This is a genomic window from Nocardioides marmorisolisilvae (genome assembly GCF_031656915.1).
GTDB lineage: Bacteria > Actinomycetota > Actinomycetes > Propionibacteriales > Nocardioidaceae > Marmoricola > Marmoricola terrisoli.
In genome coordinates, this window is record NZ_CP134227.1 from 2,763,639 (window position 1) to 2,787,387 (window position 23,749).

A 23,749-nucleotide genomic window follows, 5' to 3' on the forward strand; every position below is an offset into this window, starting at 1 on the left:
GGCTGCATTGTGCCGGACACGGTGCCGGAGCCGTCGTACGGACAGGGACGGAGGCGGTCGCGCACCGTCTCAGCCAGCCAGCGCGGCCACCACCCGCGACGGGCTCGGTCGGCCCAGGACCCCCGCCATCCAGGTGCTGACCTCGACGAGGGCGGGCAGGTCTACTCCGGTCTCGATCCCGAGACCGTGCAGCATCCAGACCAGATCCTCGGTGGCCAGATTGCCGGTGGCGCTCTCGGCGTACGGGCAGCCGCCGAGCCCGCCGGCGCTGGCGTCGAAGGTGGTGATGCCATGCTCGAGTGCTGCGTGCGCGTTGGCCAGCGCCTGGCCGTAGGTGTCGTGGAAGTGGACCGCCAGGGCGTCGTTGTCCAGCCCCGCCTCGTTGAACGCGGTCAGCAGCGCGCGGACGTGGCCGGCGGTGCCGACGCCGATGGTGTCGCCGAGGCTGAGCTGGCTGGCGCCGAGGTCGAAGAGCCGCTTGCCCACGGTCACGACCTGCTCGACCGGGACGTCGCCCTCCCACGGGTCGCCGAAGCACATGCTCACGTAGGCGCGTACGTCGAGGCCCTCGGCCCGGGCTCGGGCCACGGTGGGCTCGAACATCGCGAACTGCTCGTCGAGCCCGGAGTTGAGGTTGCGTCGGGCGAACGTCTCGGTCGCGCTGCCGAAGATCGCGATATGACGACAGCCCAGGTCCAGCGCGCGGTTGAGGCCACGCTCGTTGGGGACCAGCACCGGCAGGTCGCGGCCCTTGTCCCCGAGCTCGGAGACCAACGTCGTCATCAGCTCGCCCGCGTCCGCGAGCTGAGGCACCCACTTGGGGTGGACGAAGCTGGTCGCCTCGACGATCGGCAGGCCGGCGTCGAGCAGTCGGCGGACGAACTCCGCCTTGGCCTCGGTCGGCACCGTCGCGGACTCGTTCTGCAGGCCGTCGCGGGCGCCCACCTCGTAGATGGTCACCGACGTCGGCAACTGGGGGTCCAGGACCCGCTGTGGCTCACGCATCGTCGACCTGCCTCTCCATCCCGGTCGCCGCCTCGGCCACGGGCGCTGGCTCTACCACGAACAACACCGCGCCCAGGGCGACCTGTTCCCCGACCGTAGCCGCGACCCGAGTGACGACGCCGTCGTGCGGTGCGCGCAGGGACAGCTCCATCTTCATCGCCTCGAGCACGCCGAGCACGTCGCCCTCACAGACCTGGTCGTCCTCGGCCACCGACACGTCCAGCACCGTGCCGGGCATCGGCGCTGCGACGTCGTCGCTGGAGGCCCCGGCCTGACCGGTCCCGAACACGTCGGGACGCTCGAAGGTGAAGGTCGCTCCACGGTGCACCACGTCGACGGACCGGGACCGGACGCGTACGGCGGCCTCACGGATGACGCCGTCGATCTCGAGCCGCAGCAGGCCGTCCCCTCGGGAGACCAACCGCACCGAGACGTCCCGGTCCGGACCGCTGACCCGGCTCCACGACACCGTCCAGCGGGACACCTCGCGCTGTCCTGAGCCTGCGCCGTCGCCCTGAGCCTGTCGACCGGAAGGATCGACCAGCAGGGGGATCGAGGCCGGCGCCGAGGGTCCGGCGGAGCGCCATCCGTCCGCCGTACCGAACGGATCGCCGGGGCGCTGGCCGATCTCAGCGTCGGCGATGGCCCAGACCGCGAACACGGCCGCGTCCCCGGGCGGCGGCGGAGCGAGCGCATCCGGGTTGCGGTCCAGCCACGCGGTGTCCACGGCCGCGTCGGCGAACTCCTGACTGGCGGCGAGCTCGCGCAGGAAGCCGGTGTTGGTGGTCAGGCCCAGCACCACGGTGTCATCGAGGGCGTCGACGAGCCGCTTGCGGGCGACCTCGCGGTCGGGTCCCCGGACGATGACCTTGCCGATCATCGGGTCGTAGGCCGAGGTGACGGCCTGTCCCGACTCCAGGGCGACGTCGTTGCGCGCCCGTGCGGACCAGCGCACGATCTCGGCCACGCCGGCCTGGGGAAGGAAGCCGCCGAAGGCGTCCTCGGCGTAGATCCGGGCCTCCATCGCGTGTCCCTCGACGGCCACGTCGTCCTGCGCGAAGCCGAGCGGCTCACCGGCCGCGACCCGGAGCTGGAGCGCCACCAGGTCGAGCGGCTCGCCGCGGACCGTGACCACCGACTCGGTGACCGGGTGCTCGACCTGGAGCCGGGTGTTCATCTCCAGGAAGTAGGCAGCATCCGAACCGGGCGCATCCTCGACGAGGAACTCCACGGTCCCGGCGTTGACGTAGCCGACCTGGCGGGCCAGGGCCACTGCGGACTCCGTCAACAGCGCGCGCTGGGCCGCGGTGATGGTCGGCGCCGGTGCCTCCTCGATCACCTTCTGGTGGCGGCGCTGGCTCGAGCAGTCCCGCTCGAAGAGGTGCACGACGGTGCCGTGGGCGTCGCCGAGGACCTGCACCTCGACGTGCCGGCCGCGCTCGACGTACCGCTCGAGCAGCAGGGTGTCGTCGCCGAACGCCGCGCCGGCCTCCCGGCGCGCGGTCTCCACCGAGGAGCGCAGCTCGGCCGGTGTCCGGGCGACGTGCATCCCCTTGCCGCCACCTCCGGCAGCGGCCTTCACCAGCACCGGGTAGTCGAGCCGCTCAGGGTCGGCCAACGCCTCGTCGAGTGACCACGACGGCACCACCGGTACGCCGGCGGCCATGGCGATCTCCCGAGCGTGGTCCTTGCGTCCCATCTGCTCCATCACGGCCGCCGAGGGGCCGACGAAGACCAAGCCCGCGTCCGTCACCGCCTGGGCGAAGGCGGCCCGCTCGGACAGGAAGCCGTAGCCGGGATGGATGGCGTCGGCACCGGTCTCGCGCGCGGCGGCCAGGATCGCCTCGATGCTGAGGTACGACTCAGCCGCCGGCGTCGGCCCGATCCGCACCGCGGTGTCCGCCAGCCTGACGTGCGGCGCCTCGCGGTCGGCGTCTGAGTAGACGGCGACCGTCCGCAGCCCCAGCTCCCGAGCCGAGCGGATCACCCGGATCGCGATCTCGCCGCGGTTGGCGATCAGCAGAGTTCCGAACACGTTCCCACCCCTACATTCTGAAGATGCCATAGCGCGGCTCGGCGATCGGCGCGTGCTCGGCGATCGCGAGCCCCATGCCGAGCACCCGGCGGGTGTCGATCGGATCGATGATGCCGTCGTCCCACAGCCGGGCGGTCGAGTAGTACGGCGAGCCCTGGTGCTCGTACTGCGCGCGGACCGGATCCTTGAACGCCTCCTCGTCCTCGGCGCTCCACGTCTCCCCTCGCCTCTCCAGGCCGTCGCGTCGGACCGTGGCGAGGACGCTGGCCGCCTGCTCGCCGCCCATCACCGAGATCCGCGCGTTGGGCCACATCCACAGGAAGCGCGGGTCATAGGCCCGGCCGCACATGCCGTAGTTGCCGGCGCCGAAGGACCCACCGATGACCACGGTGAACTTGGGGACCACCGAGCAGGCCACCGCGGTGACGAGCTTGGCGCCGTCGCGCGCGATCCCGCCGTTCTCGTACTCCCGGCCGACCATGAAGCCGGAGATGTTCTGCAGGAAGACCAAGGGAGTGCGCCGCTGGTTGCACAGCTCGATGAAGTGCGCGCCCTTGAGTGCGGACTCGGAGAACAGGATCCCGTTGTTGGCCACGATCCCGACCCGGCGGCCCCAGATGGTCGCGAAGCCGCAGACCAGGGTCTCGCCGTACAAGCGCTTGAACTCGTGGAACCGGCTCCCGTCGACCACACGGCTGATCACCTCGCGGACGTCGTACGGCGTGCGTGAGTCGGTCGGCACCACGTCGTACAACCCGGCCGGGTCCAGCGCCGGCTCCTCCACCGGCTGCCCTAGCGCCGGTCCCTGAGCCTGCCCTAGCCCCGGTCCCTGAGCCTGTCGAAGGGCCGGTCGCTGAGCCTGTCCTTCGACGTGCTCAGGCGACGAAGCCGGCAGGGTCGCCACGATCGACCGGACGATCGCGAGCGCGTGCGCATCGTCCTCGGCTAGGTGGTCCACGACGCCGGACCTGCGCGCGTGCACGTCCCCGCCACCGAGTTCCTCGGCGGTCACGACCTCGCCGGTGGCCGCCTTCACCAGCGGCGGGCCACCGAGGAAGATCGTGCCCTGCTCCTTGACGATGACGGTCTCATCGGACATCGCCGGGACGTAGGCGCCGCCGGCAGTGCAGGACCCCATCACCGCGGCGATCTGCGGGATGCCGTCGCCCGACATGGTGGCCTGGTTGAAGAAGATCCGGCCGAAGTGCTCCTTGTCGGGGAAGACCTCATCCTGCATCGGCAGGAACGCGCCGCCGGAGTCGACGAGGTAGATGCACGGCAGTCTGTTCTCGCAGGCCACCTCCTGCGCGCGCAGGTGCTTCTTGACGGTGATCGGATAGTAGGTGCCGCCCTTGACCGTTGCGTCGTTCGCGACGATCACGCACTCGCGGCCGCTGACCCTGCCGATGCCCGTGACGATGCTGGCGCTGGGCACGGCGTTGACGTCCTCCGCGTCGCCGCCGTACATCCCGTACGCCGCCAGCGGGCTGAGCTCGAGGAACGGACTGCCGGGGTCGAGGAGGAGGTCGACGCGGTCACGGGCCAGGAGCTTGCCCCGGCCGGTGTGCTTGTCCCGTGCGCTCTGTGAACCGCCCTCGCGCACCAGCGCGAGCCGCTCCCTGAGCTGTTCGACCAGCTCCCGCATCTCCGCCACTGCACTCCTCCTTGTTTCCGTTCGCCCCATGATGACGCACCGATGGTTAACGATCGCTAACCTGAGGTTAGCCGCTGTCGACTCCCCGCGCCACCCACCGGTGAGCGGCCGCTAACCTGTGTGGGTGGAACGTCGCGACCAGATCCTGCAGACCGCGGCGGAGCTCTTCGCGGAGAACGGCTACCACGGCGTCTCGATCAACGAGCTCGGCGCCGCCTGCGGGATCTCGGGGCCGGCGCTCTACAAGCACTTCCGCGGCAAACAGGCGATCCTCTCCGAGATGCTCGTGCAGATCAGCGACGAGCTGCTTAGTGAGGGACGGCGGCGGGTCCGCGAGGCCCCGGACCGCGATGCCGCGCTACTCGGGCTGATCGAGTGGCACGTCGACTTCGCCCTGCAGCACGAGCCGCTGATCGTCGTGCAGGACCGCGACTGGGCGGCACTTCCGGTGGAGTCGCGCGAGCGGGTGCGCGAGACCCAGCGCAAGTACGTCGAGGTCTGGGTCAAGGTGCTCCGGGAGTTGCACGAGGACCTGGCACCCAAACCGGCGCGCGCGATGGTGCACGCGGCGTTCGGGCTGATCAACTCCACCCCGCACAGCGCACTTCTCCCGGCTGAGCAGATGCGGGCTACCCTGCGCCGGATGGCGCACGCCGCGCTCACCGCCCCGGTCGGCTGAGACCTGGTGTCCACCGAGTCCTGACCACGGGTTCACGCAGCTGACCGCCGCGCTCTACCTGCGTCCGAGCGTCTCGCCCAGCGCGGCGAGCAGGAGAGCCACCGAGGACGGGTTGGCGTTGGGTCCCATCAGGCCGATCCGCCAGACGCTGGCGGCGTACGCGCCCGCACCGCCGCCGATCTCGATGTCGTAGTCCGCCAGCAGCCTCGCCCGTACCGTCGCGGAGTCGACGCCCTCGGGCACCTTCACCGTGGTCAGCTCGGGGAGCCGGGAGCCCTCCTGCGCGAACAGCTCGAGACCGAGATCCTGCAGACCGTCCTGCAACGCGCGGCCGGCGGCCTCGTGGCGGGCCCAGACCGCCTCGAGGCCCTCCTCGAGGATCCGGTGCAGGCCGGCACGCAGGGAGGCGACCATGGCGACCGGCGCGGTGTGGTGGTAGGTCCGCTTTCCGCCGCGCTGCTCGGCCTCGCCCACGTAGCCGCCCAGCAGACCGAGGTCGAGGTACCACGACTGCGGCCGCTCCACACGGCGGCCGAAGGCCCGGTCGTTGATGGTGAACGGCGCCAGGCCGGGTGCGACCCCGAGGCACTTCTGGGTGCCGGCGTACCCGATGTCGATGCCCCACTCGTCGGCGGCGACCGGGATTCCGCCGAGCGACGTCACCGCGTCGACGAGCAGCAGCGCGTCCCCCTTCGCCGCGCCGAGGGCCGCGATGTCGGACCTCACACCGGTGGAGGTCTCGGCGTGCACCGCCGCGATGATCGACGGGCTCGGGTGGGCGGCGACCACCCGGTCGACATCCACAGGGGCGCCCCACTCGTGCTCGACGGGGACCACCTCTGCTCCGCATCGGGCGGCGACGTCGCACATCCGCTGGCCGAAGAGCCCGTTCACGGCGACGACCACCACGTCACCGGGATGCACGGTGTTGACGAAGGCGGCCTCCATGCCCGCCGAGCCCGTCGCCGAGAGCGGCAGCGTGCGAGCGTTGTCGGTCCCCCACACCGTGCGGAGTCCGTCGCAGGCCTCGTCCATGATCTGCAGGAAGGCTGGGTCGAGGTGCCCGAGCAGCGGGCGCGCAAGCGCCTCCGTCGCCTCCGCGTAGGGGTTGCAGGGACCGGGACCGAAGAGGTGGCGCTCGGGGATCACGTGTCTGACCCTACGACCTGAGCCGGGCTCCGACGGTGGTGGTCGGCACCTGGTTGGCGCCGATCGAGGCGCGCTCATCGGCGCTGATGCCGGCGGCCTCGAGGATCCGCTGCACGGTCGCGTCCTTGCCGGCGCCGTACTCGTAGATGTCGGCCGCGCGGGCGCCGACACGCTTCTTGACGGCGGCGTACTCGTCCCGCAGGGCCGGGTCGGCGCGGAGCACCTCGCGGACGGCGAGATGGTTCCGCAGCGACAGCGAGCCGTCGACGATGACGTACGTGTTGGTTCCGGCGAGCCGTTCTGGCGCATGGAAGGCCCACCGCTGCGGGATTCCGAGCTCGCCGCGAGGCTCGAACCCGAGCCCGACCAGCACCGCACTCGCTGCGCCGACGTGCTCGGCGGCGACGATGATGTCGCAGTCGATCACCGGCTTCGCGGCCAGTCCCGGAACCGACGTGCTCCCGACGTGCTCGATCGCCCGCACGGGTACGTCGGCGGCGGCCATCGCGGCGGCGTACTCGTCGCGGAGCCGCTCGAACCGTTCCGCCCAGGCAGGGTCCCAGTCGACGACCTCGATCACGCGGTCAGGGTACGCAGGACCCCGCTGACTGTGCCGAGGGCCGGCAGGGCCTAGAGGACGGCGCCGGGGTTCATGATCCCGTCGGGGTCGAGTGCGTCCTTCACCCGTCGGGTCAGCGCCATCACGTCCGGGCCGAGCTGGTCCGGCAACGCACCCTTCTTGGCCCGCCCCACCCCATGCTCGCCGGTGATGGTCCCGTCGAGGGAGATCGCCAGCGCCATCACCTCGGTGAACGCGGCGCGCGCGGCCGTGGCCGACGCCGGGTCGGCGGCGTCGTAGACCACCACGGGATGGGTGTTGCCGTCACCCGCGTGGGCGACGACCGGGATGCTGACCCCGTGGCGAGCCGCCACCGCAGCGATCCCGTCGACGAGCGCCGGCAGCGCCGGGATCGGTACGCCGACATCCTCGAACAGCACCGCGCCCTGGTGCTCGAACGCGTGCAGCGCGATCCGCCGGGCGCTGATGAACATCTCGGCCTCGGTCGGCTCCTCGGTGCAGAACACCTCGCCGGCTCCGGCGTGGGCACAGGCCTGCCGCATCGTCTCGAGCTCCCCGGCGCGGGCGTCGCCGGCCATGTCGGACTGGGCAATCAGCAGCGCGCCGGTCGCCCGGTCCAGCCCGTGCGGCTGGTAGTCCTCGACGGCGTTGATCGACGCATGGTCCATCAGCTCCATCATCGAGGGACGGAGCCGGGAGCGGATGGCCACCACGGCCTGCGATGCGGTGTTCATCGAGTCGAACGTCGCGACCAGGGTGGCCGGTGCGCCCTGCGCCGGCACCAGCCGCAGGATCGCGCGGGTGACGATGCCCAGCGTGCCTTCGCTACCGACGAACAGCTTGAGCAGCGACAGCCCGGCCACGTCCTTGATCCGCCTGCCGCCCAGCGTCACCAGGGTGCCGTCGGCCAGGACCACGTCGAGGCCGAGCACATAGTCGGTGGTGACGCCGTACTTCACACAGCACAGGCCACCCGCGTTGGTCGCGACGTTGCCCCCGATCGAGCAGATCTCGTACGACGACGGGTCCGGCGGGTACCACAGGCCGTGCTGTGCGGCGGCCTGCTTCACCTCGACGTTCAACGCGCCGGGCTCGACGACCGCAACCTGGCAGGCCGTGTCGATCTCGATCGCACGCATCCGCTCCACGCAGACGACGATGCCGCCGGTTACCGCCGACGAGCCGCCCGACAGCCCCGTCCCTGCGCCGCGCGGTACGACGGGGACGCGGTGGGCGGCGGCCCACCGGACCGCGGCCTGCACATCGCCCACCGACCCCGCCCGCACCACTGCCGCCGGACTCCCGGCGGAGCCGTCGTCGGCGAAGTCGTGCGCGTAGCGCTCCATCGCCACCGGCTCGGTCAGCAGGACGCCGTCGGGGAGCGCCTCACGCAGCGCGGAGAGGTCCATGGGACCACTCAACCACCGATCAGGTGGCCGCGATCAGTGCATCGGCACCGGTGCGCCCGCGGGAGCCTCGATCTTCGTGCGCGGCAGGAAGAACGCGGGGATCAGGCAGCATCCCACCAACACGGTCGCCACGGTGAAGACACTGCCGTAGGACAGGCCCATGTCGTGCAACGCCCGGGGGATCACATCCTTGTTGCCGGCCGCCATCCGACCGATCGAACTGTGGCTGTTCAGCGCGCTGGTGAGCAGCACCGAGAACAGCGCTGTGCCGATCGAGGCGGCCACCTGCTGGGTGATGTTCATCAGCGTGGACCCACGCGCGATGCTCGCGTCGGTGAGCTTGGCCAGTGCCGCGCTCATGATCGGCATCATCGTCGCGCCCATCCCCAGACCCATGATCACCAGCCCGGTGAGCAGGAAGGCGTAGGAGTCGTGCGAGCCGACGAAGGCGAAGAAGCCCATCCCGACGACGTCGAGCACCAGGCCGGTGAGGACCACCTTGCCGGGCCCGATCTTGTCGGCGAGGACACCGGCGATCGGCATGGTCAGCATCGCACCGAAGCCCTGCGGGGCCAGCAGCCAGCCGGACTTCAACGGGCTGTCGCCATGCACCTGCTGGAAGTAGAGCGGGAAGAGCAGGGTGGCGCCGAAGAAGGCCATCGCGAACAGCGCCATCGCGATCACCGCGATGGTGATCTCCCGGTGCGCGAACAGCCTCAGGTCGACGAGCGGGTGGATGTTGGCCTTGCGCAGCGCCCACGGCACGAAGGCGATGATCAGCACGACCCCGATCAGCGCGGTGATCCAGACCCGGTCGGAGAGATACATCCCGAGCACGTGCCAGCCCTCGTGCTTCTGCTGCGCCTCGGGGATCGACGACACGCCGAAGAGGAAGAGCGCGAGGCCGGGAGAGAGCAACAGCATGCCGACCCAGTCGAAGGTCTCCGACGGAGAGACGTCGTCCTTGGGCAGCACCACCCACGAGTAGACCACCGCGATGGCGCCGATCGGGGCGTTGATCAGGAAGATCCAGTGCCAACTGGCGATGTCGATCAGCCAGCCGCCGAGGATCGGGCCGAAGATCGGGCCGAGCAGCATCGGGATGCCGAGCACCGCCATCACCCGGCCGACCCGCTCCGGGCCGGCCGCGCGGGTCAGGATCGTCATGCCCAGCGGCATCAACATGCCGCCACCGAGGCCCTGGAGCACGCGGAAGGTGACCAGCATCTCCAGGGACGACGCGGTCGAGCAGAGCACCGAGCCGGCGACGAACAGCACCAGCGCGAGCAGATAGAGGCGCTTCGTGCCGAAGCGGTCGGCCGCCCAGCCGGTCAGCGGGATCACGGTGGCCAGGGCCAGCGTGTAGCCGGTCATCGTCCAGGCCACCTGCGCCGGCGTGGCGCTGAAGACGTCCTGGAAGGTACGCAGGCCGACGGAGACGACGGTGATGTCGAGGATCGACATGATGGCGCCGAGGACGACGACGCCGGCGGTGATCAGGACCTTGGCGTCGAGCTTGTCGTCGGCGGAAGCGGGCTTGTCCGCCGGGTGGGGCGGATCCTGGAGCAAGTCTGTGGACACGAGACCCAATAGTACGGATCCGTTCCATCTGTGCCCACCGAATTTCCGCATTTTCGGACCCGCCGGTCCGTGTCCTGCGTCACGGTCCGGGTCGGCACCGGGCTGGGGGTCAGTCGGCGCGCCGTACCGCCACGGCGCCGATGTTGGTGGCGACCACGAGCAGGCTGCCGGCGACCGTCAGCTGGTAGGGCCAGAAGCTGGTGTTGATGCCGTCGATCGGCAACGCATAGGAGCGCAGTCGTCCGGTGCGCGTGTCGAGCGTGCGCAACGCGGTCGTGGTGCCCAGGAGCAGGTGGTGCGCGTCGATCATCGGCTGGGCGTCGAGCGCGAACCCGTAGGGGAACAGCTGTCCGCCGGTCCCGTGACCCACCGAGGGGTACGGCGTCCGCCAGGCCCGGCGACCCGTCGTCGGGTCGATCCCCTCCAGCCCACGGTCGGTGCGCAGCACCAGCATGCCTCCGGCCAGGGCGACGTCGGCGTTGGTGCCGGCCGGGGCGGGCGTCGTCCAGACCTGTCGGCCGCGGCGGTCCAGGGCCACCAGCCGCAGGGCCGTCCCGTCGGCCTGCTCGAGCAGCAGCCGGCCGGCCGAGACGCCGACGACGTGGACCTCCAGGCCGTCGCCCCACGCCCAGCCGGGGCGCCCCGTCGCCTCGTCGAAACCCCGCAGAGCCGGGCCCGAGGGCGCCGGGACGTCCGCGTCCCCCAGCTCGTACGACGGACGACCGCCGGCCACGCCGACCCCGTCGCCGAGGTCGCCGAGGAAGTCACCGCGATCGATGCCGGTCAGGGTCCGGGTCCACCGGGCCGACCCATCGTCGCCGCGGATCCGGCTGAGCGTGCCGGCTGGACCGGGCGCGTCGGCGAGCACCAGCAGGTCGCCGCCGGGCAGCGCGGCCGTGCCCAGCGGATCGGCGTACCGCGTGGGCACCTCGCCCACCGACGCGCACCACAGCCGCCGCCCGTCGGCCAGCGAGTACGACGACACCTGCAGCGGTCGGTCCTTCGCCAGCTCCAGCTCGAAGAAGTGCGTCGCGTCGGCGTCCCACGCGTGCTGCAGCTGCGCCTGACGCAGGCCCCAGCGCGGCCGCAGGTCGGCGCCCAGGAAGCCGACCACCGCATTGCCCTTGGTCCACGCGGCGAGCCGTCCGGGCAGCGCCCCCACCGTGAGCCACTGGCCGTAGTCGTAGCCCACGGCGCCGACCACCCGTCCGAACGGCATCCGGTCCAGCGCGCCGGCGAGTCGACCCAGACGGCCGGCGGCCGGCGGCGCCTCGAACACCCGCGGGACCTCGCTGGCCCCGACCCGGGCCTCGTCCCCACCACAGCCCGGCCCGTCGAGGTGACGGACGACGAGCACCACCGCGACCGCGACGAGGACGGCCAGCGCGACGCCGGCGGCGACCCAGCGCCGACCGGCGTTCACCAGATGCGCACGCGTTGGTCGGGGTCGAGCCACAGGCCGTCGCCGGCGGCGGTGTCGAACGCTTCGTGGAACTCGTCGAGGTTGCGCGCGATGTTGGCGCGGAACTCCGCGGGGCTGTGCGGGTCGGTAGTGAGGTACTGCAGGGCGAGCTCCTTGCGACGCTTGGTCCGCCAGCAGTGCGACCAGTTGAGGAACAGCGTGCGCCGCTCCTCGACATCCGCGCTCCCGCCCCGTGAGATCAGGTACGCCTTGTGGGCGATGGTCAGGCCACCGAGGTCCCCGATGTTCTCGCCGACCGTCAACGCCCCGTTCACGTGCTCGCCGGGCAGGTCGCGCGGCTCGTAGCCGTCGTACTGCTCGATCAGCGCCTTGGACTTCTTCTCGAAGGCGGCCTTGTCGTCCGCGCTCCACCAGTCGTTGAGGTTGCCGTGCCCGTCGTACTGGGCGCCCTGGTCGTCGAACCCGTGGCCGATCTCGTGCCCGATGACCGCGCCGATGCCGCCGTAGTTCTCGGCCGACTCGGCGTCGGGCGCGAAGAAGGGCCGCTGCAGGATCCCGGCCGGGAAGCAGATCTCGTTGGTGCCGGGGTTGTAGTAGGCGTTCACCGTCTGCGGCAGCATGAACCACTCGTCGCGGTCGACCGGCGAGCCGATCTTGCCCAGTTCACGATCGGTCTCGAACTCCGCGATCGCGACGACGTTGCCGACCAGGTCGTCACGGGAGACCTCGAGCCGCGAGTAGTCGCGCCACTTCTTGGGGTAGCCGATCTTCGGCACGAACGTCTCGAGCTTCTCGAAGGCACGCTTCTTGGTCTCGGCGGTCATCCAGTCCAGCGCCGCGATGCTCTGCCGGTAGGCCTCGAGCAGGTTCGCCACCAGAGCGTCCATCTGCTCCTTGGACTCCGGCGGGAAGTGCCGGGCGACATACTCCCGTCCGACGGCCTCCCCGAGCCCACCCTCGACCAGTGCGACTCCGCGCTTCCACCGGGCGCGCAGCTCCGGGGTCCCGGACAGCGTGCGGCCGTAGAAGTCGAAGTTCGCCTCGACGAAGTCACCGGAGAGGTACGCCGCGAGGCCCCGCACGGCCTTCGCGGAGAGGTAGGCGCGCCAGGTCTCGATCGGAGTGTCGGCCAGCACCTTCTCGAGGTGCTCGAGGTACGACGGCTGCCGAACGACCGCCTCCGCGAACGTCCCGGTAGCGGGCTCGGTGCTCCCCCCGAGCGCCCGGACATAGCCGTCGAGGTCGAAGGACGGCAGCATCGCCTTCAGCGCGTCGAGAGTGGTCAGGTTGTAGGTCTTGATCACGTCGCGGGTCTCGGCCCGCTCCCAGTGGCCCTGGGCCAGCCGGGTCTCCAGCGCCATCACGGTCTCTGCCGTGCCACGCGGGTCGGGTCGACCGGCGAGGGTGAGCAGCCGCTCGAGGTAGTCGACGTACTTGCCGCGGATCTCGGCGAACTTCTCATCGCGGTAGTAGGACTCGTCGGGGAGGCCGATGCCGCCCTGGGTGATGTTGACGATGTAGCGGTCGGAGTTGCGGTCGTCGGTGTCGACGTACGACCCGAAGATGCCGCCACCGCCACGACGCTCCCGCGCGCCGAGGAAGGCGCCCAGCTGGGACACCTCGGTCAGCGCATCGATGTCCGCGAACGCCTGCTCCAGCGGGGCGGCTCCGAGCTGTTCGACGCGGTCCTCGTCCATGAAGCTGGCGTAGAGGTCACCGACCTTGCGCGCATCGTCAGAGCCTGAGGCCGTCGCGTCGGCGGCCAGCTCCTCGATGATCGCGCGCACCTGCGCCTCGGCTGCCTCAGCCAGCATCACGAACGGGCCCCAACTGGCCTTGTCGGCGGGGATCTCCGCGGTCGCGAGCCAGCGGCCGTTCACGTGGCCGAACAGGTCGTCCTGGGGTCGGATGTCGGGGTCCATGCCCTCGCGGGCGTCATCGAGGATGCTCACCCGGCGAGCCTATAGCCCTGCTGTGCCACGCTCCGGTGCCACAGGGCGACACCAGAGCGCGGCACAGCGCGCTAGCGTCGGCGGGGTGTTGATCTGTCGCATCCTGGGACACCGCATGGCCTTCACTGCCGAGGGCGACACGATGCGCTGGTCATGCGAGCGCGGCTGCGGAGAGAGCGGCGCGAAGCAGTACGCCACCGCCTCGGACGCGCAGCGGTACGCCGCCGCCCTCGACCGGCGCGCCACCGACGACCTGGGCCGGCGCGCACCGCTGCTCGGGCTCTTCCCCCTGCGGGTCTGGCACCGGCTCCGCAACCGCTGACCCCGTCGGCACACCGCCGGTGACGGTGCCGACTCGCATGGATTCGGCGTCGGACGGGAACATCCCCTGCACACGAGGGAAAGGGGACCCGATGAGCGCCGACGTCCAGACCGGGACGATCTCCACGCGCATCCCGGCCCGTCTCGACCGGCTACCCTGGTCGAGGTTCCACTGGATGGTGGTCGTCGGCCTGGGCAGCGTCTGGATCCTCGACGGCCTCGAGGTCACCATGGTCGGCAGCGTCGCCGCCCGGATGACCGAGAAGGGCGGCATCGCCATCAGTGCCGGGCAGATCGGCACCGCCGCCGGCATCTACGTCGCCGGCGCCTGCCTGGGCGCGCTGTTCTTCGGCCAGCTCACCGACCGGTTCGGGCGGAAGAAGCTGTTCCTGATCACCCTCGGCGTCTACATCGTCGCCACCGTTGCCACCGGGTTCTCGATGTCGGTCTGGTGGTTCTACATCGCGCGGTTCTTCACCGGCTCGGGCATCGGCGGTGAGTACGCGGCGATCAACTCCGCCATCGACGAGCTGATTCCTGCCCGCGCCCGCGGCCGGGTCGACCTGGCCATCAACGGCTCCTACTGGTTCGGCTCCGCCGGTGGCGCCGCGGTCGCGTTGCTGCTGCTCAACGTGTTCTCCGGCGACCTCGGCTGGCGGATCGCCTTCCTTCTCGGCGCCGTCCTCGGCCTGCTGATCCTCGTGGTCCGCCGACATGTCCCGGAGTCGCCGCGCTGGCTTTTCATCCACGGCCGGGAGGAGGAGGCCGAGCGGATCGTCGACGACATCGAGGCCGGTGTCCAGGAGGAGACGAACCAGCCGCTCGAGGAGCCCGACAAGGAGCTCACCGTGCGACAGCGTGAGGCCATCCCGTTCCGGGAGATCGCCAAGGTGGCCTTCACGCTCTATCCGAAGCGCGCGGTGTTGGGCCTCGCGCTGTTCGTCGGACAGGCATTCATCTACAACGGAGTCACCTTCGACCTCGGCACCCTCTACGGCAAGTTCTACGGGCTGTCCTCCGGAATCATCCCGGTGTTCATCATCATCTGGGCGCTGGGCAACTTCGCCGGTCCGTTGCTGCTCGGTCGGTTCTTCGACACCGTCGGCCGCAAGCCGATGATCTCCGGGACCTACCTGATCTCCGCGCTGGTCACCGTGGTGTTGGCGCAGGTCTTCGTGCATCAGGTCGCTGGAGAGTGGCTGTTCCTGGCCATCCTCGTGGTCGCGTTCTTCTTCGCCTCCGCCGGCGCCAGCGCGGCGTACCTCACCGTCAGCGAGATCTTCCCGATGGAGACCCGCGCCCTGGCGATCGCGTTCTTCTACGCCATCGGTACGGCGATCGGCGGCATCTCCGGGCCGCTGCTGTTCGGCCACTTCATCGACTCCGGCAGCCGATCCCTGGTCGCGCTCGGCTTCTACATCGGCGCCGCTGTGATGGCGATCGGTGGGATCGCGGAGATGTTCCTCGGCGTCCGCGCCGAGCAGGCCACCCTCGAGGACATCGCCCAGCCGATGACCATCGCGGAGGCCGCCGAGCCCGAGGATGGTAGCGAGGGAGGTATGCAGCGTGCCTGACGAGCCGTACGACGACCGACCGGACTCGGCCGAGGAGCGCGAGGCCCAGGAGAGTAAGGCCGAGGAGCGCGCCCGCGAGGAGCGGATCGCCCGCCGCCGGGAGGGCCGGGCTCCGCGCGGGATGCGTCGGTTCCGGCCCGGGCTCGCCCGCGGTGTGCCGTGGCAGCTCACGCCGCCGTCGGAGCGCGCCCAGGAGGAGGCGCTGGACCACGAGATCCAGATCATCGCCAATGCCGTCCGGGACATCGGTCCGATCACCGAGGACGAGCTTCGACGGGTCGTCGGCGCCAAGTACTGGGGACCGGGTCGATTCCGGCCCGCCGTACGCCAGGCCGTGGCCGAGCGCGAGGTGGTCCGGCTCGACCGCAAGCGGCTCGGCCCGCCACCCGACGACGCCGGCTGACCCGCGCGAGCACGCCGCCCGTGGTTGGCACGACCTGGCCGCATCCGTCGGTCGGTCCGCCCGGTTCTCCCCTGCGGTGGAGACGCTCAGCGACGGGCCCTGGCCAGCGACTTCCTCTCACCGGAGCGGGCGTTCGTGCGGACCGTGGTCGCGGTGGCGCGGCGCCTGGTCAGGACGGTGTTCCGGCCGCCACGAGACGCGGCGTCACCGTAGTCGGACGACCGTCTTGCCGAGGGTACGGCGGTCCTCCATCTCGGCCAGGGCCGCGCCGAACTCCTCCATCGGCCGGACGTCCCCGAGAGGCGGGTCGATGCTGGCCGACCGGCCCGGGGCGGACTCCATCATCGGCAGGAGCGTCGCCCACTGCTCGGCCATGAACCCCGGCCGCGCCATCGCGTAGGCGCCCCAGCCGACCCCACGCACGTCGACATTGTTCAGCAGCAGCCGATTGACCTTGACCTGCGGGATCGAGCCGGCCGCGAACCCCACCACCAGCAGCCGACCCAGCGGCGCGAGTGCCCGCAGCGAGTCGGTGAACAGCTCACCGCCGACCACGTCCACCACCACGTCGACGCCCCTGCCGCCGGTGAGGTCCTTGACAGCGGCGAGGAAGCCGTCGACCAGGACGGCCTCGTCGGCTCCGGCACGCCTCGCGACCTCGGCCTTCTCCTCGCTGGAGACCACCGCGATGGTCCGGGCACCTCTTCCCCTGGCGACCTGGATCGTCGCGGTCCCGACGCCACCGGCCGCACCATGCACGAGCACCGTCTCGCCCTCGCGCAGTCCGGCACGATGGTCGAGCGCGAACTGCGCGGTCAGGTAGTTCATCGGGAGGGCGGCGCCCTGCTCGAACGACAGGCCGTCGGGAAGCGGGAACACCGAGTCCGGCCCGATCGCGACGACGTCTGCGCCACCGCCGTACGGCAGGCAGGCGGCGACGCGCTGCCCCACCTGCAGGCCGCTGCCGTCCGGGGCCGAGCGGACCGTGCCGGCGAAGTCGACGCCGAGAGTGAACGGCAGGTCCGGCTTGAGCTGGTACTCCCCCTTGCTGAGCAAGAGGTCGGGGAACGACGTGCCGACCGCGTGCACGTCGACGAGGACCTGCGGGCCGAACGGACCCTCAGCGGTCGGCTCGTCGACCTCCTCGACGGTGACGGCGGACGGTCCTGCCAGGCTGGTCACTCGTACGGCGCGCATGACCGGCAGGCTATCGCCGGCCGCCGCCCGCGGGACTCGCCCGGGTGCCGATCAGCCCGACCGGACGATGCGGCGCAGCTGGAAGTGCATCGGGTCGGTGTAGTGCCACACGCCGCCCCACTGGAATCCCCAGCGGCTGAAGACCTGCACGACCTGCGGGTTCATGTGGCCGCGGGTGCCGCGCTCGTTCTCAGGGACGTTGAGGTCGATGGCCAGGCCGAAGGCGTGGTAGGAGAGCTGGTGGGTTCCCGCGATGAATCGGGGCACGAAGCAGCCGCCGTACTGCGCGGGGTTGATGTACTTCGCCAGCCCACGCTGTTGGATCTCGGTCAGCGCGTCGATCAGCTGCGGCAGCATCACCTTGTTGCAGGTGACCCGTCCGAGGATCGGCACGTTCACCGTGCGGATGTTGGCCGACACCCACGGGCCCTCGATGTTGACGGTCCCGTTCGCGTTGGCCGTGTAGTTGAAGGTGCCGACCGCCGAGCTCACCGACTCGCCGGTCAGGATCGCGGTGTGCACCGCCTGCGGGTCGAACTGGAAGCCGAGCACTTGCACGCTCGCCGTGTCGCCGGCGATAGCGCGCAGCCTCTTCACCAGCGCCTTCGTCGGCGCGGCGGTGCCGGTGGTGACCAGCAGTGCGTTCTCGGGGACCATGCCGAGCCGTCGGGTCCAGGAGCTGTCGACGACGGCGTCGACGCCGAGGTCGTTGAAGCGCGGGTCGAAGAGCTGCGCGTAGGCACCCACGTGCAACCGCGCGGAGTGCTCGGAGTCGCCGATGTGCACGTAGTCGTGAGCGTCCTGGATGCGCCGACCGAGCTTCGGGGCGATCGCGATCTCGCCGCCCGCGACGCGGTTCCAGACCTCGGCGCTCTCGGCCGCGGTGCCGAGGGTCCACCAGCGGAACGTGCTCGGGTCGACGGCGGCGTACCGGACCGGGTTCTCGTGGTAGTAGAACTGCGCCATCGCGAACTGCTCGGTGGTCGCGACCCGGCCGAGCCGGCGCACCTTCGAGACCACGGAGTCGGACAGGGTGTGGGTGCTGAACACCAGGATGTCCGGGTTCTGCAACGGTCGGTGCGCCGTCGGCGAGACGGACGGCGAGGCCGAGGCCGACGTCGACTGCGATCCGGTGGGGGTCGTCCGACTGTCGGGGTGAGGATGAGCCCGCGAGCCGGCGGCGCCGCAGGCTGCGAGCACCAGCGCGAGTGCCAGGGCGCAGCACAAGGCGATGCCCCGCCGGCACACGGTCGCGCTCACGTCGGCCTCCCCGCGATGTCCCAGTCCCCGGCTCCATCGTAGACAACCGGCGGCCCGGCTCAGCGGCGGCTGCGGAGCTCCTCGATGATCGCCGGCACGACCTCGTGCATGTCGCCGATCACGGCGTACGTCGCCTTGGTGACCATCGGCGCCTCGGCATCGGTGTTGATCGCCAGGATCGTCTTCGAGCTCGCACAGCCGGCCCAGTGCTGGATCGCACCGCTGATCCCGCAGGGGATGTAGAGGTCCGGGGCGATCCGGCTGCCGGTCTGGCCGACCTGCTCGTGGTGCGGACGCCAGCCCAGGCTGGTGACCACCCGCGAGACCCCGACGCTGCCGCCGAGCAGCTCGGCGAGCTCGACGACCCCGTCGAACCCGTCCGGACCGCCGGCACCACGGCCGGCACCGACCACGACCCGCGCGGACTTGAGGCTGCCGGAGCGGTCCGGCTCCTTGGCGCCCTTGCTCACCACGCGCGCCACCAGGTCCGCCTCGGCGATCTGCGGGGTGCGCTCGTGCCAGCTCGCCGCGACCGGTGAGTCCGCGGGCTGGGCCGTCCAGGAGTGCCCGGCGACGGTGAAGACCGCCGGTCGCTGCGCGAGCTGCATCTCTTCGAGGACCGCGCCACCGACGACCTGTCGGGTCACCACGAAGGGAGCCAGGCCCGAGAAGGCGACCACGTTGGCCGCCATCGGTACGCCGACCCGAGCCGCCACGTGGGCGAGCACCTCGTTGCCCCGCGGGCTGCCCGCGGCGACCACGACCACGGAACCGGTCTCGGCCTGCAGTTCCTGGACCGCCGCGGCCCAGGCCGCCCCGGCATAGAGGTCGAAGGCCTCACCGGTGACGTGGTGCACCTCACCGACGCCGTGCTCGCCCAGCTGCCGGGTGATCGCGTCGGCGTCCACCGGCAGCGGGCCGACCACCATCGCCCGGATCAGGATGCCGCCGCCCTCGGCCGCGAGCGACCGGGCGAACGCGATGGTCTCCAAGGAGATCTCGGTGACGCCTTCGGCGTCGGTCTCGACCAGTACGACGATCATCGTCCGACCCCCAGGCTCTCGAACAGGTCCACGACGGCGGCTGCCGCGGTCGGGCCCTCGCCGAGGACCTGCACCGAGCTCGGCGACGGCGGCGGCAGCCTCAGCTCCACCCGGCCGGATCCGGCCGGCTCGACGACGGGCTGGCGACGTTCGATGCTGACCTTCTTCGCGGCCATCCGCCCCCTGATCGTCGGATAGCGCGGCTCGACGCCGCCCTCGAGCACGGTGGCGACAGCCGGCAGCGGCAGGGAGTAGGTCTCCTCGCCGTCCGCCGCTTCGGCATGTGCGGACAGCATCCCGTCGGCCACCTCCAGGGTCGAGACACCGTTGACCACTGGCAGGTCGAGCTCGTAGGCGAGCCGGATCCCGACCTGGAAGTCGCCGCTGTCGGCCGCATCGTTGCCGAGCAGGATCAGGTCGTACGTCGTGCCTGCGCCCCGATGCTCGCGGACGACCGCGGCGATCTCCCGGGCCACGTCGGCAGGACCGAACCGGGTGGAGTCGGCCTCGATGAGCGTGGCCGCGCCGCATCCGAGGGCGAGCGCACCGAACAGCTGCTCGGTGGACTCCTCCGGCCCCAGTGAGAGCACAGTCGCGCTGCCACCGGTGTGGTCGGCGACCTGCACGGCGAGCTCGACGGCACAGCTCTCGTGGTTGCTGACCGTGAAGCCGACGTACCTGCCGTCGACCGCCTGCGAGTCCTCGGTCAGCACGATCGAGCTCGACGACTCCGGCACCCGCTTCACGCAGACGAGCACATCGGTCATCTGGCGCTCACCGGATCCGCTCGTTGGCGGGGTCGAGCAGAGCGGTGGCGTCCACGGTGGCCACCGTGACCGGGTACAGCTCCTCCATGTAGGACACCGCCAGCCTGTTGCCCACGGTCGCCTGGTCCGGCGGGAGGTAGGCCATCAGCACGTGCTTGCCCAGACTGGGAGCCGAGCCGGCCGAGGTGACGTAGGGATGGTGGCCGTGGCCGTCGGTCAGAGTGCCGCCGTCGCGGGTCAGGATCGGCTCACCGCCGAGCATGTAGCGCTTGACGCCGCTGGCGGAGGTGTGGTCGTCGACCGTCATCGTGCACAGCACCGCGAGCGGGGCCCGCTCGCGCTGCGCCAGGTACGCCTCGCGCCCGACGAAGTCGGCTGCCTTCACCTTGGGGCGCTGCATCCCGGCCTCGACGATCGTGCGCTCGCCGTCGAGCTCGAAGCCGAACGCGCGGTAGCCCTTCTCCAGGCGGCCGGTGGTGCCATAGACGCCGATGCCGACCGGCACCGCGCCGTGCTCGGCCCCGGTCTCCAACAGCGCGTCCCAGAGCACCGCGGCCGAGTCCATCGGCACATAGAGCTCCCAGCCGAGCTCGCCCACGTAGGAGATCCGCGAGGCCAGCACGGTGGTGTCGCCGGCACTCGTGCGAACGGAGATCCCGCGGCAGCTGAGGAAGCCGAAGCCGTCGTCGGAGACATCGTCCTCGGTGAGGGCGGACAGGATGTCGCGTGCCCGTGGACCCCACAGCCCGATCGTCGAGACCTCGTCGGTCACGTCGGACAGCTCGGTCGCGGCGTCGCCCGGAAGCTGGTCGGCGAAGATCTTCCGGTCCGCCATTCCGTGGGCGCCACCGGTGACGACCCGGAAGTGGTGCTTTCCGAGGCGCATCACGGTGAGATCGGACCTGAAGCCGCCCTTCGCGTCGAGGACCGAGGTGTAGATGACCTTGCCCACCGTGACGTCGCACTGCGCGACACAGGTGCGCTGAACGACGTCCAGGGCCCCCGGCCCGGTGATGTCGAAGATCGCGAACGCGGTCAGGTCGATCACGCCGGCGGCCTCGCGCATCCGCAGGTGCTCGGCATTGATGATCGGGCTCCACCAGCGGGAGTCCCACTCATGCTCGCGCGGCATCACCGCGTCGCCGTACTCCTCGAGCAGGCCGGCGTTGGACTCGTACCAGTGCGGCCGCTCCCAGCCGACCGCCTCGAAGAACACCGCGCCAAGCTTCTGCTGGGAGTCGTGCATCGGGGCGAGCCGCTGGTCGCGGTCGGACTCGTACTGCTCCGCGGGGTGGATGATCCCGTAGGTCTTGATGAAGGACTCGGTGGTGCGCAGCCGGGTGTGCTCGCGGCGCATCTGGTGCGGGTAGAAGCGGGCGATGTCGCAGTGGTGGACGTCGATCTCGGAGTGACCGTCGGTCATCCACTCCGCGACCGCGCGGCCGACCCCAGGGCCCTCCTTGATCCAGACCGCCGCTGCCGTCCACAGGCCCTTGACCAGGCTCTCGCCGAGGATCGGCTGGCCGTCACACGTCAACGACAGCAGGCCGTTGATGGCGTAGCGGATCTCGGCGCCCTCGGCGCCGAGCAGGTCAGGCATCAGCTCGAAGGCCTGCTCGAGCTGGGGGTCGAAGTCGTCGGAGGTGAACGGCATCTCGGTCGGCGACAGCTTCGCCTGCTCGAGCGAGGGGATGTCCTCCGGCTCGTGCAGGATCGCCCGGTGCGCGTAGGACCCGACCTCCATGTCGGCGCCGTGCTGGCGCTCGTAGCAGTAGGTGTCCATGTCCCGGACGATCGGGTGGTTTATCTCACCGCTGATCTCTCCTTGTTCACCCGTCAACTGCGGGCACGGGCCGACGCTGATCATCTGGTGCACCGCAGGGGTCAGCGGGATGCTGACGCCTGCCATGTCGCCGATCTTCGGACTCCACACGCCGCAGGCGATCACGACGTACTGGGTCTCGATGTCACCGCCCGCGGTGCGCACCGTGCGGATCCGGCCATCCTCGACGTCGAGGCCGGTCACCTCGACGTTGGGTACGACGGTCAGCGCCCCGAGCTCGAGTGCCGACTCCCGCATGATCGTGCCGGCTCGCAGCGAGTCGACCACGCCCACGCTCGGGGTCCAGAACGCGCCGATGATCTGGTCGGGGTCGAGGAACGGCACCTTCTCCTGGACGAATGCCGGGCTGACCAGCTCGGCCTCGATGCCCCACGCCTTCGCGCTCGACATCCGCCGACGCAGCTCCTCCATCCGGGCTGGCGTGCGGGCCACCTCGAAGCCCCCGGACTCGGTGAACACCCCCATCTCCTTGTACTGGGCCATCGAGTCCAGCGTGAGGTCGGTGATCTCCCGGGAGTGGTCGACCGGGAAGATGAAGTTGGAGGCGTGCCCGGTCGAGCCACCGGGGTTGGGCAGCGGGCCCATGTCCAGCTGCACGATGTCGCGCCAGCCCAGTCGCGCCAGATGGTGGACCAGGCTGTTGCCGACGATGCCGGCCCCGATCACCACGACGCGTGCACGAGCCGGAACCTCAGCCATGACCATCCTCCATCAGGTGCCTTCATGCACCGCAGTTGTTGCGTATTGCGCATCAGATTGCGCATTGTGAAACACTACCAGCGTGAGTCGACCGGCCCGCCGTGTCAAGAGCCGACTCGGCGGGCCGGACGTGGCTACTCAGCTCAGGTGCCGGACAGCCACGCGTTGACCTTGTCCGGGTTCGCGGCGATCCACTTGTCGGCCGCGGCAGCGTTGCTCATGCCGTCCTTGGCGATGTAGGTCGCGACCAGGTTCTGGTCGGCGTTGGTCCAGTGGAAGTTCTTCACCAGCGTGTACGCCGGCGAGCCGGACTTGGCGAACTTCGTGGAGACCAGCTTGTTCAGGTTGTACGGCGGGTAGTCGCAGCGGATCTGCGAGGGCGCCGTCGGGCAGACCTTCGGGTCTGAGGAGTACGCCGGCAGGTTGACGTGCGCCAGCTTCATCTCGGAGAAGAACCACTGCGGCTCGTAGAAGTAGGCCAGCAGCGGCGTCTTGTTCTTCTCGGCCTTGCGGAAGCTCTGGATCAGCGCAGCCTCGCTGCCACCGACGACGACCTTGTAGTTCAGTTTCAGGTTCTTCACCAGCGCCTGGTCGTTCGTGACGTACGACGGGTCGCCGTCGAGCAGCTGCCCTTGGCCACCGGACTCAGAGGTCTTGAACATCGAGGCGTACTTGTTCAGGTTCTTCCAGTTGGTGATGTCGGGGTACTTCTGCGCCATCCACGGCGGGACGTACCAGCCGATGATCCCCTTGTTGCCGGTCTGGCCTGCGTCCTGGACCACGTGCTGCTCGGTGATGTACTTCTTGACCAGGTCATCGTGGCCCCAGTTCTCCAGGATGGTGTCGACGGTGCCGTTGGCCATCGCGTTCCAGCTGGGCTCCTCGGCCAGCTTGACGTAGCTGACGTTGCAGCCGAGCTTCTTCGCGGCCAGCTCACCGACCACCCAGGCATCGGCGTAGTAGCCGGTCCAGGCGTTGATGGCGATCTTGAAGTCCCCGCAGGTCTTGCCACCCGCGCTCGTCGTCTTCTTGATGTTGCCGCCACCGCACGCACTCAGCCCGAGCGCGAGGGCAGCGGCGATGGCGACCAGACTGAACAGTCGCCGTGATCGTTGTGCCATGCGATTCTTCCTTTCGGTTCCCCGGCTGTGTGACGGGAAGATGGTGGGTGACGG

19 protein-coding genes are annotated in these 23,749 nt (G+C 70.3%); 4 read left to right on the plus strand and 15 right to left on the minus strand.

What is annotated here, in order from left to right; all coding sequences use genetic code 11:
- Positions 1 to 69: 69 nt before the first annotated feature.
- Genes Q9R13_RS13300 through Q9R13_RS13310 form a run of 3 tightly spaced genes read right to left on the minus strand, consistent with a single transcriptional unit; the run spans position 70 to position 4,685 of the window.
- Entirely contained in the window at positions 70 to 1,005 is a 936-nt protein-coding gene (locus Q9R13_RS13300; RefSeq protein WP_310961656.1) for a hydroxymethylglutaryl-CoA lyase, read from the minus strand.
- On the minus strand, positions 998 to 3,040 hold the full coding sequence (locus Q9R13_RS13305) for an acetyl/propionyl/methylcrotonyl-CoA carboxylase subunit alpha (RefSeq protein ID WP_310961657.1): 2,043 nt from the start codon (positions 3,038 to 3,040) through the stop codon (positions 998 to 1,000). The genes Q9R13_RS13300 and Q9R13_RS13305 overlap by 8 nt, the downstream gene beginning before the upstream one ends.
- A gap of 10 nt (positions 3,041 to 3,050) precedes the next feature.
- On the minus strand, positions 3,051 to 4,685 hold the full coding sequence (locus Q9R13_RS13310; RefSeq protein ID WP_310965088.1) for a carboxyl transferase domain-containing protein: 1,635 nt from the start codon (positions 4,683 to 4,685) through the stop codon (positions 3,051 to 3,053).
- A 133-nt stretch (positions 4,686 to 4,818) separates the two neighbouring features.
- Between Q9R13_RS13310 and Q9R13_RS13315 the strand changes: the two genes are divergently transcribed.
- Positions 4,819 to 5,373, plus strand: coding sequence for an SACE_7040 family transcriptional regulator (locus Q9R13_RS13315; protein ID WP_310961658.1), 555 nt, complete (start codon positions 4,819 to 4,821; stop codon positions 5,371 to 5,373).
- Between the two features lie 54 nt (positions 5,374 to 5,427).
- Here Q9R13_RS13315 and Q9R13_RS13320 read toward each other — a convergent pair whose 3' ends face one another.
- The 6 genes from Q9R13_RS13320 to Q9R13_RS13345 all read right to left on the minus strand — a co-directional run bounded on the left by Q9R13_RS13320 (position 5,428) and on the right by Q9R13_RS13345 (position 13,467).
- A complete protein-coding gene (locus tag Q9R13_RS13320; protein ID WP_310961659.1) occupies positions 5,428 to 6,522 on the minus strand; it encodes a pyridoxal-phosphate-dependent aminotransferase family protein in 1,095 nt (364 codons plus the stop codon).
- A 10-nt stretch (positions 6,523 to 6,532) separates the two neighbouring features.
- Entirely contained in the window at positions 6,533 to 7,102 is a 570-nt protein-coding gene (locus tag Q9R13_RS13325) for a GrpB family protein (protein ID WP_310961660.1), read from the minus strand.
- A gap of 50 nt (positions 7,103 to 7,152) precedes the next feature.
- The gene (locus tag Q9R13_RS13330) at positions 7,153 to 8,511 is read right to left on the minus strand and encodes an FAD-binding oxidoreductase (RefSeq protein ID WP_310961661.1); all 1,359 of its coding nucleotides are present in this window, start codon (positions 8,509 to 8,511) and stop codon (positions 7,153 to 7,155) included.
- A gap of 33 nt (positions 8,512 to 8,544) precedes the next feature.
- Entirely contained in the window at positions 8,545 to 10,092 is a 1,548-nt protein-coding gene (locus Q9R13_RS13335) for a DHA2 family efflux MFS transporter permease subunit (RefSeq protein ID WP_310961662.1), read from the minus strand.
- 109 nt (positions 10,093 to 10,201) lie between these two features.
- The gene (locus Q9R13_RS13340) at positions 10,202 to 11,515 is read right to left on the minus strand and encodes an outer membrane protein assembly factor BamB family protein (protein WP_310961663.1); all 1,314 of its coding nucleotides are present in this window, start codon (positions 11,513 to 11,515) and stop codon (positions 10,202 to 10,204) included.
- Positions 11,512 to 13,467 carry a M13 family metallopeptidase gene (locus Q9R13_RS13345; protein WP_310961664.1) on the minus strand — a complete coding sequence of 652 codons (1,956 nt, stop codon included), beginning with the start codon at positions 13,465 to 13,467 and terminating at the stop codon, positions 11,512 to 11,514. The genes Q9R13_RS13340 and Q9R13_RS13345 overlap by 4 nt, the downstream gene beginning before the upstream one ends.
- Before the next feature lie 85 nt (positions 13,468 to 13,552).
- On the opposite strand from Q9R13_RS13345, the gene Q9R13_RS13350 reads away from it, so the two are divergent.
- The 3 genes from Q9R13_RS13350 (at position 13,553) to Q9R13_RS13360 (ending at position 15,765) form a co-directional block, all read left to right on the plus strand.
- Entirely contained in the window at positions 13,553 to 13,789 is a 237-nt protein-coding gene (locus Q9R13_RS13350) for a hypothetical protein (RefSeq protein ID WP_310961665.1), read from the plus strand.
- 91 nt (positions 13,790 to 13,880) lie between these two features.
- Complete coding sequence (locus tag Q9R13_RS13355; RefSeq protein ID WP_310961666.1) at positions 13,881 to 15,362, plus strand: MFS transporter; 1,482 nt, start codon at positions 13,881 to 13,883, stop codon at positions 15,360 to 15,362.
- Complete coding sequence (locus Q9R13_RS13360) at positions 15,355 to 15,765, plus strand: uS7 family ribosomal protein (RefSeq protein ID WP_310961667.1); 411 nt, start codon at positions 15,355 to 15,357, stop codon at positions 15,763 to 15,765. Before Q9R13_RS13355 ends, Q9R13_RS13360 begins: the two co-directional genes overlap by 8 nt.
- A 204-nt stretch (positions 15,766 to 15,969) precedes the next feature.
- Here the strand turns inward: Q9R13_RS13360 and Q9R13_RS13365 are convergent, their stop codons facing one another.
- The 6 genes from Q9R13_RS13365 to Q9R13_RS13390 all read right to left on the minus strand — a co-directional run bounded on the left by Q9R13_RS13365 (position 15,970) and on the right by Q9R13_RS13390 (position 23,695).
- On the minus strand, positions 15,970 to 16,962 hold the full coding sequence (locus tag Q9R13_RS13365) for an NADPH:quinone oxidoreductase family protein (protein WP_310961668.1): 993 nt from the start codon (positions 16,960 to 16,962) through the stop codon (positions 15,970 to 15,972).
- A gap of 51 nt (positions 16,963 to 17,013) precedes the next feature.
- On the minus strand, positions 17,014 to 18,222 hold the full coding sequence (locus Q9R13_RS13370) for a M15 family metallopeptidase (RefSeq protein WP_310961669.1): 1,209 nt from the start codon (positions 18,220 to 18,222) through the stop codon (positions 17,014 to 17,016).
- Positions 18,223 to 18,281: 59 nt separating this feature from the next.
- Entirely contained in the window at positions 18,282 to 19,265 is a 984-nt protein-coding gene (locus tag Q9R13_RS13375; RefSeq protein WP_310961670.1) for an electron transfer flavoprotein subunit alpha/FixB family protein, read from the minus strand.
- The gene (locus Q9R13_RS13380) at positions 19,262 to 20,032 is read right to left on the minus strand and encodes an electron transfer flavoprotein subunit beta/FixA family protein (protein WP_310961671.1); all 771 of its coding nucleotides are present in this window, start codon (positions 20,030 to 20,032) and stop codon (positions 19,262 to 19,264) included. The genes Q9R13_RS13375 and Q9R13_RS13380 overlap by 4 nt, the downstream gene beginning before the upstream one ends.
- A gap of 7 nt (positions 20,033 to 20,039) precedes the next feature.
- A complete protein-coding gene (locus Q9R13_RS13385) occupies positions 20,040 to 22,574 on the minus strand; it encodes a GcvT family protein (protein WP_310961672.1) in 2,535 nt (844 codons plus the stop codon).
- Between the two features lie 143 nt (positions 22,575 to 22,717).
- Positions 22,718 to 23,695 carry an ABC transporter substrate-binding protein gene (locus Q9R13_RS13390; RefSeq protein ID WP_310961673.1) on the minus strand — a complete coding sequence of 326 codons (978 nt, stop codon included), beginning with the start codon at positions 23,693 to 23,695 and terminating at the stop codon, positions 22,718 to 22,720.
- Positions 23,696 to 23,749 lie beyond the last annotated feature (54 nt).

Bases quoted from the DNA above. Each gene is read 5' to 3' on its own strand.
- Q9R13_RS13355 (WP_310961666.1), top strand. From the start codon at position 13,881: ATGAGCGCCGACGTCCAGACCGGGACGATCTCCACGCGCATCCCGGCC.
- Q9R13_RS13330 (WP_310961661.1), bottom strand. From the start codon at position 8,511: ATGGACCTCTCCGCGCTGCGTGAGGCGCTCCCCGACGGCGTCCTGCTG.
- Q9R13_RS13310 (WP_310965088.1), bottom strand. From the start codon at position 4,685: ATGCGGGAGCTGGTCGAACAGCTCAGGGAGCGGCTCGCGCTGGTGCGC.
- Q9R13_RS13390 (WP_310961673.1), bottom strand. From the start codon at position 23,695: ATGGCACAACGATCACGGCGACTGTTCAGTCTGGTCGCCATCGCCGCT.
- Q9R13_RS13375 (WP_310961670.1), bottom strand. From the start codon at position 19,265: ATGATCGTCGTACTGGTCGAGACCGACGCCGAAGGCGTCACCGAGATC.
- Q9R13_RS13300 (WP_310961656.1), bottom strand. From the start codon at position 1,005: ATGCGTGAGCCACAGCGGGTCCTGGACCCCCAGTTGCCGACGTCGGTG.
- Q9R13_RS13385 (WP_310961672.1), bottom strand. From the start codon at position 22,574: ATGGCTGAGGTTCCGGCTCGTGCACGCGTCGTGGTGATCGGGGCCGGC.
- Q9R13_RS13380 (WP_310961671.1), bottom strand. From the start codon at position 20,032: ATGACCGATGTGCTCGTCTGCGTGAAGCGGGTGCCGGAGTCGTCGAGC.
- Q9R13_RS13365 (WP_310961668.1), bottom strand. From the start codon at position 16,962: ATGCGCGCCGTACGAGTGACCAGCCTGGCAGGACCGTCCGCCGTCACC.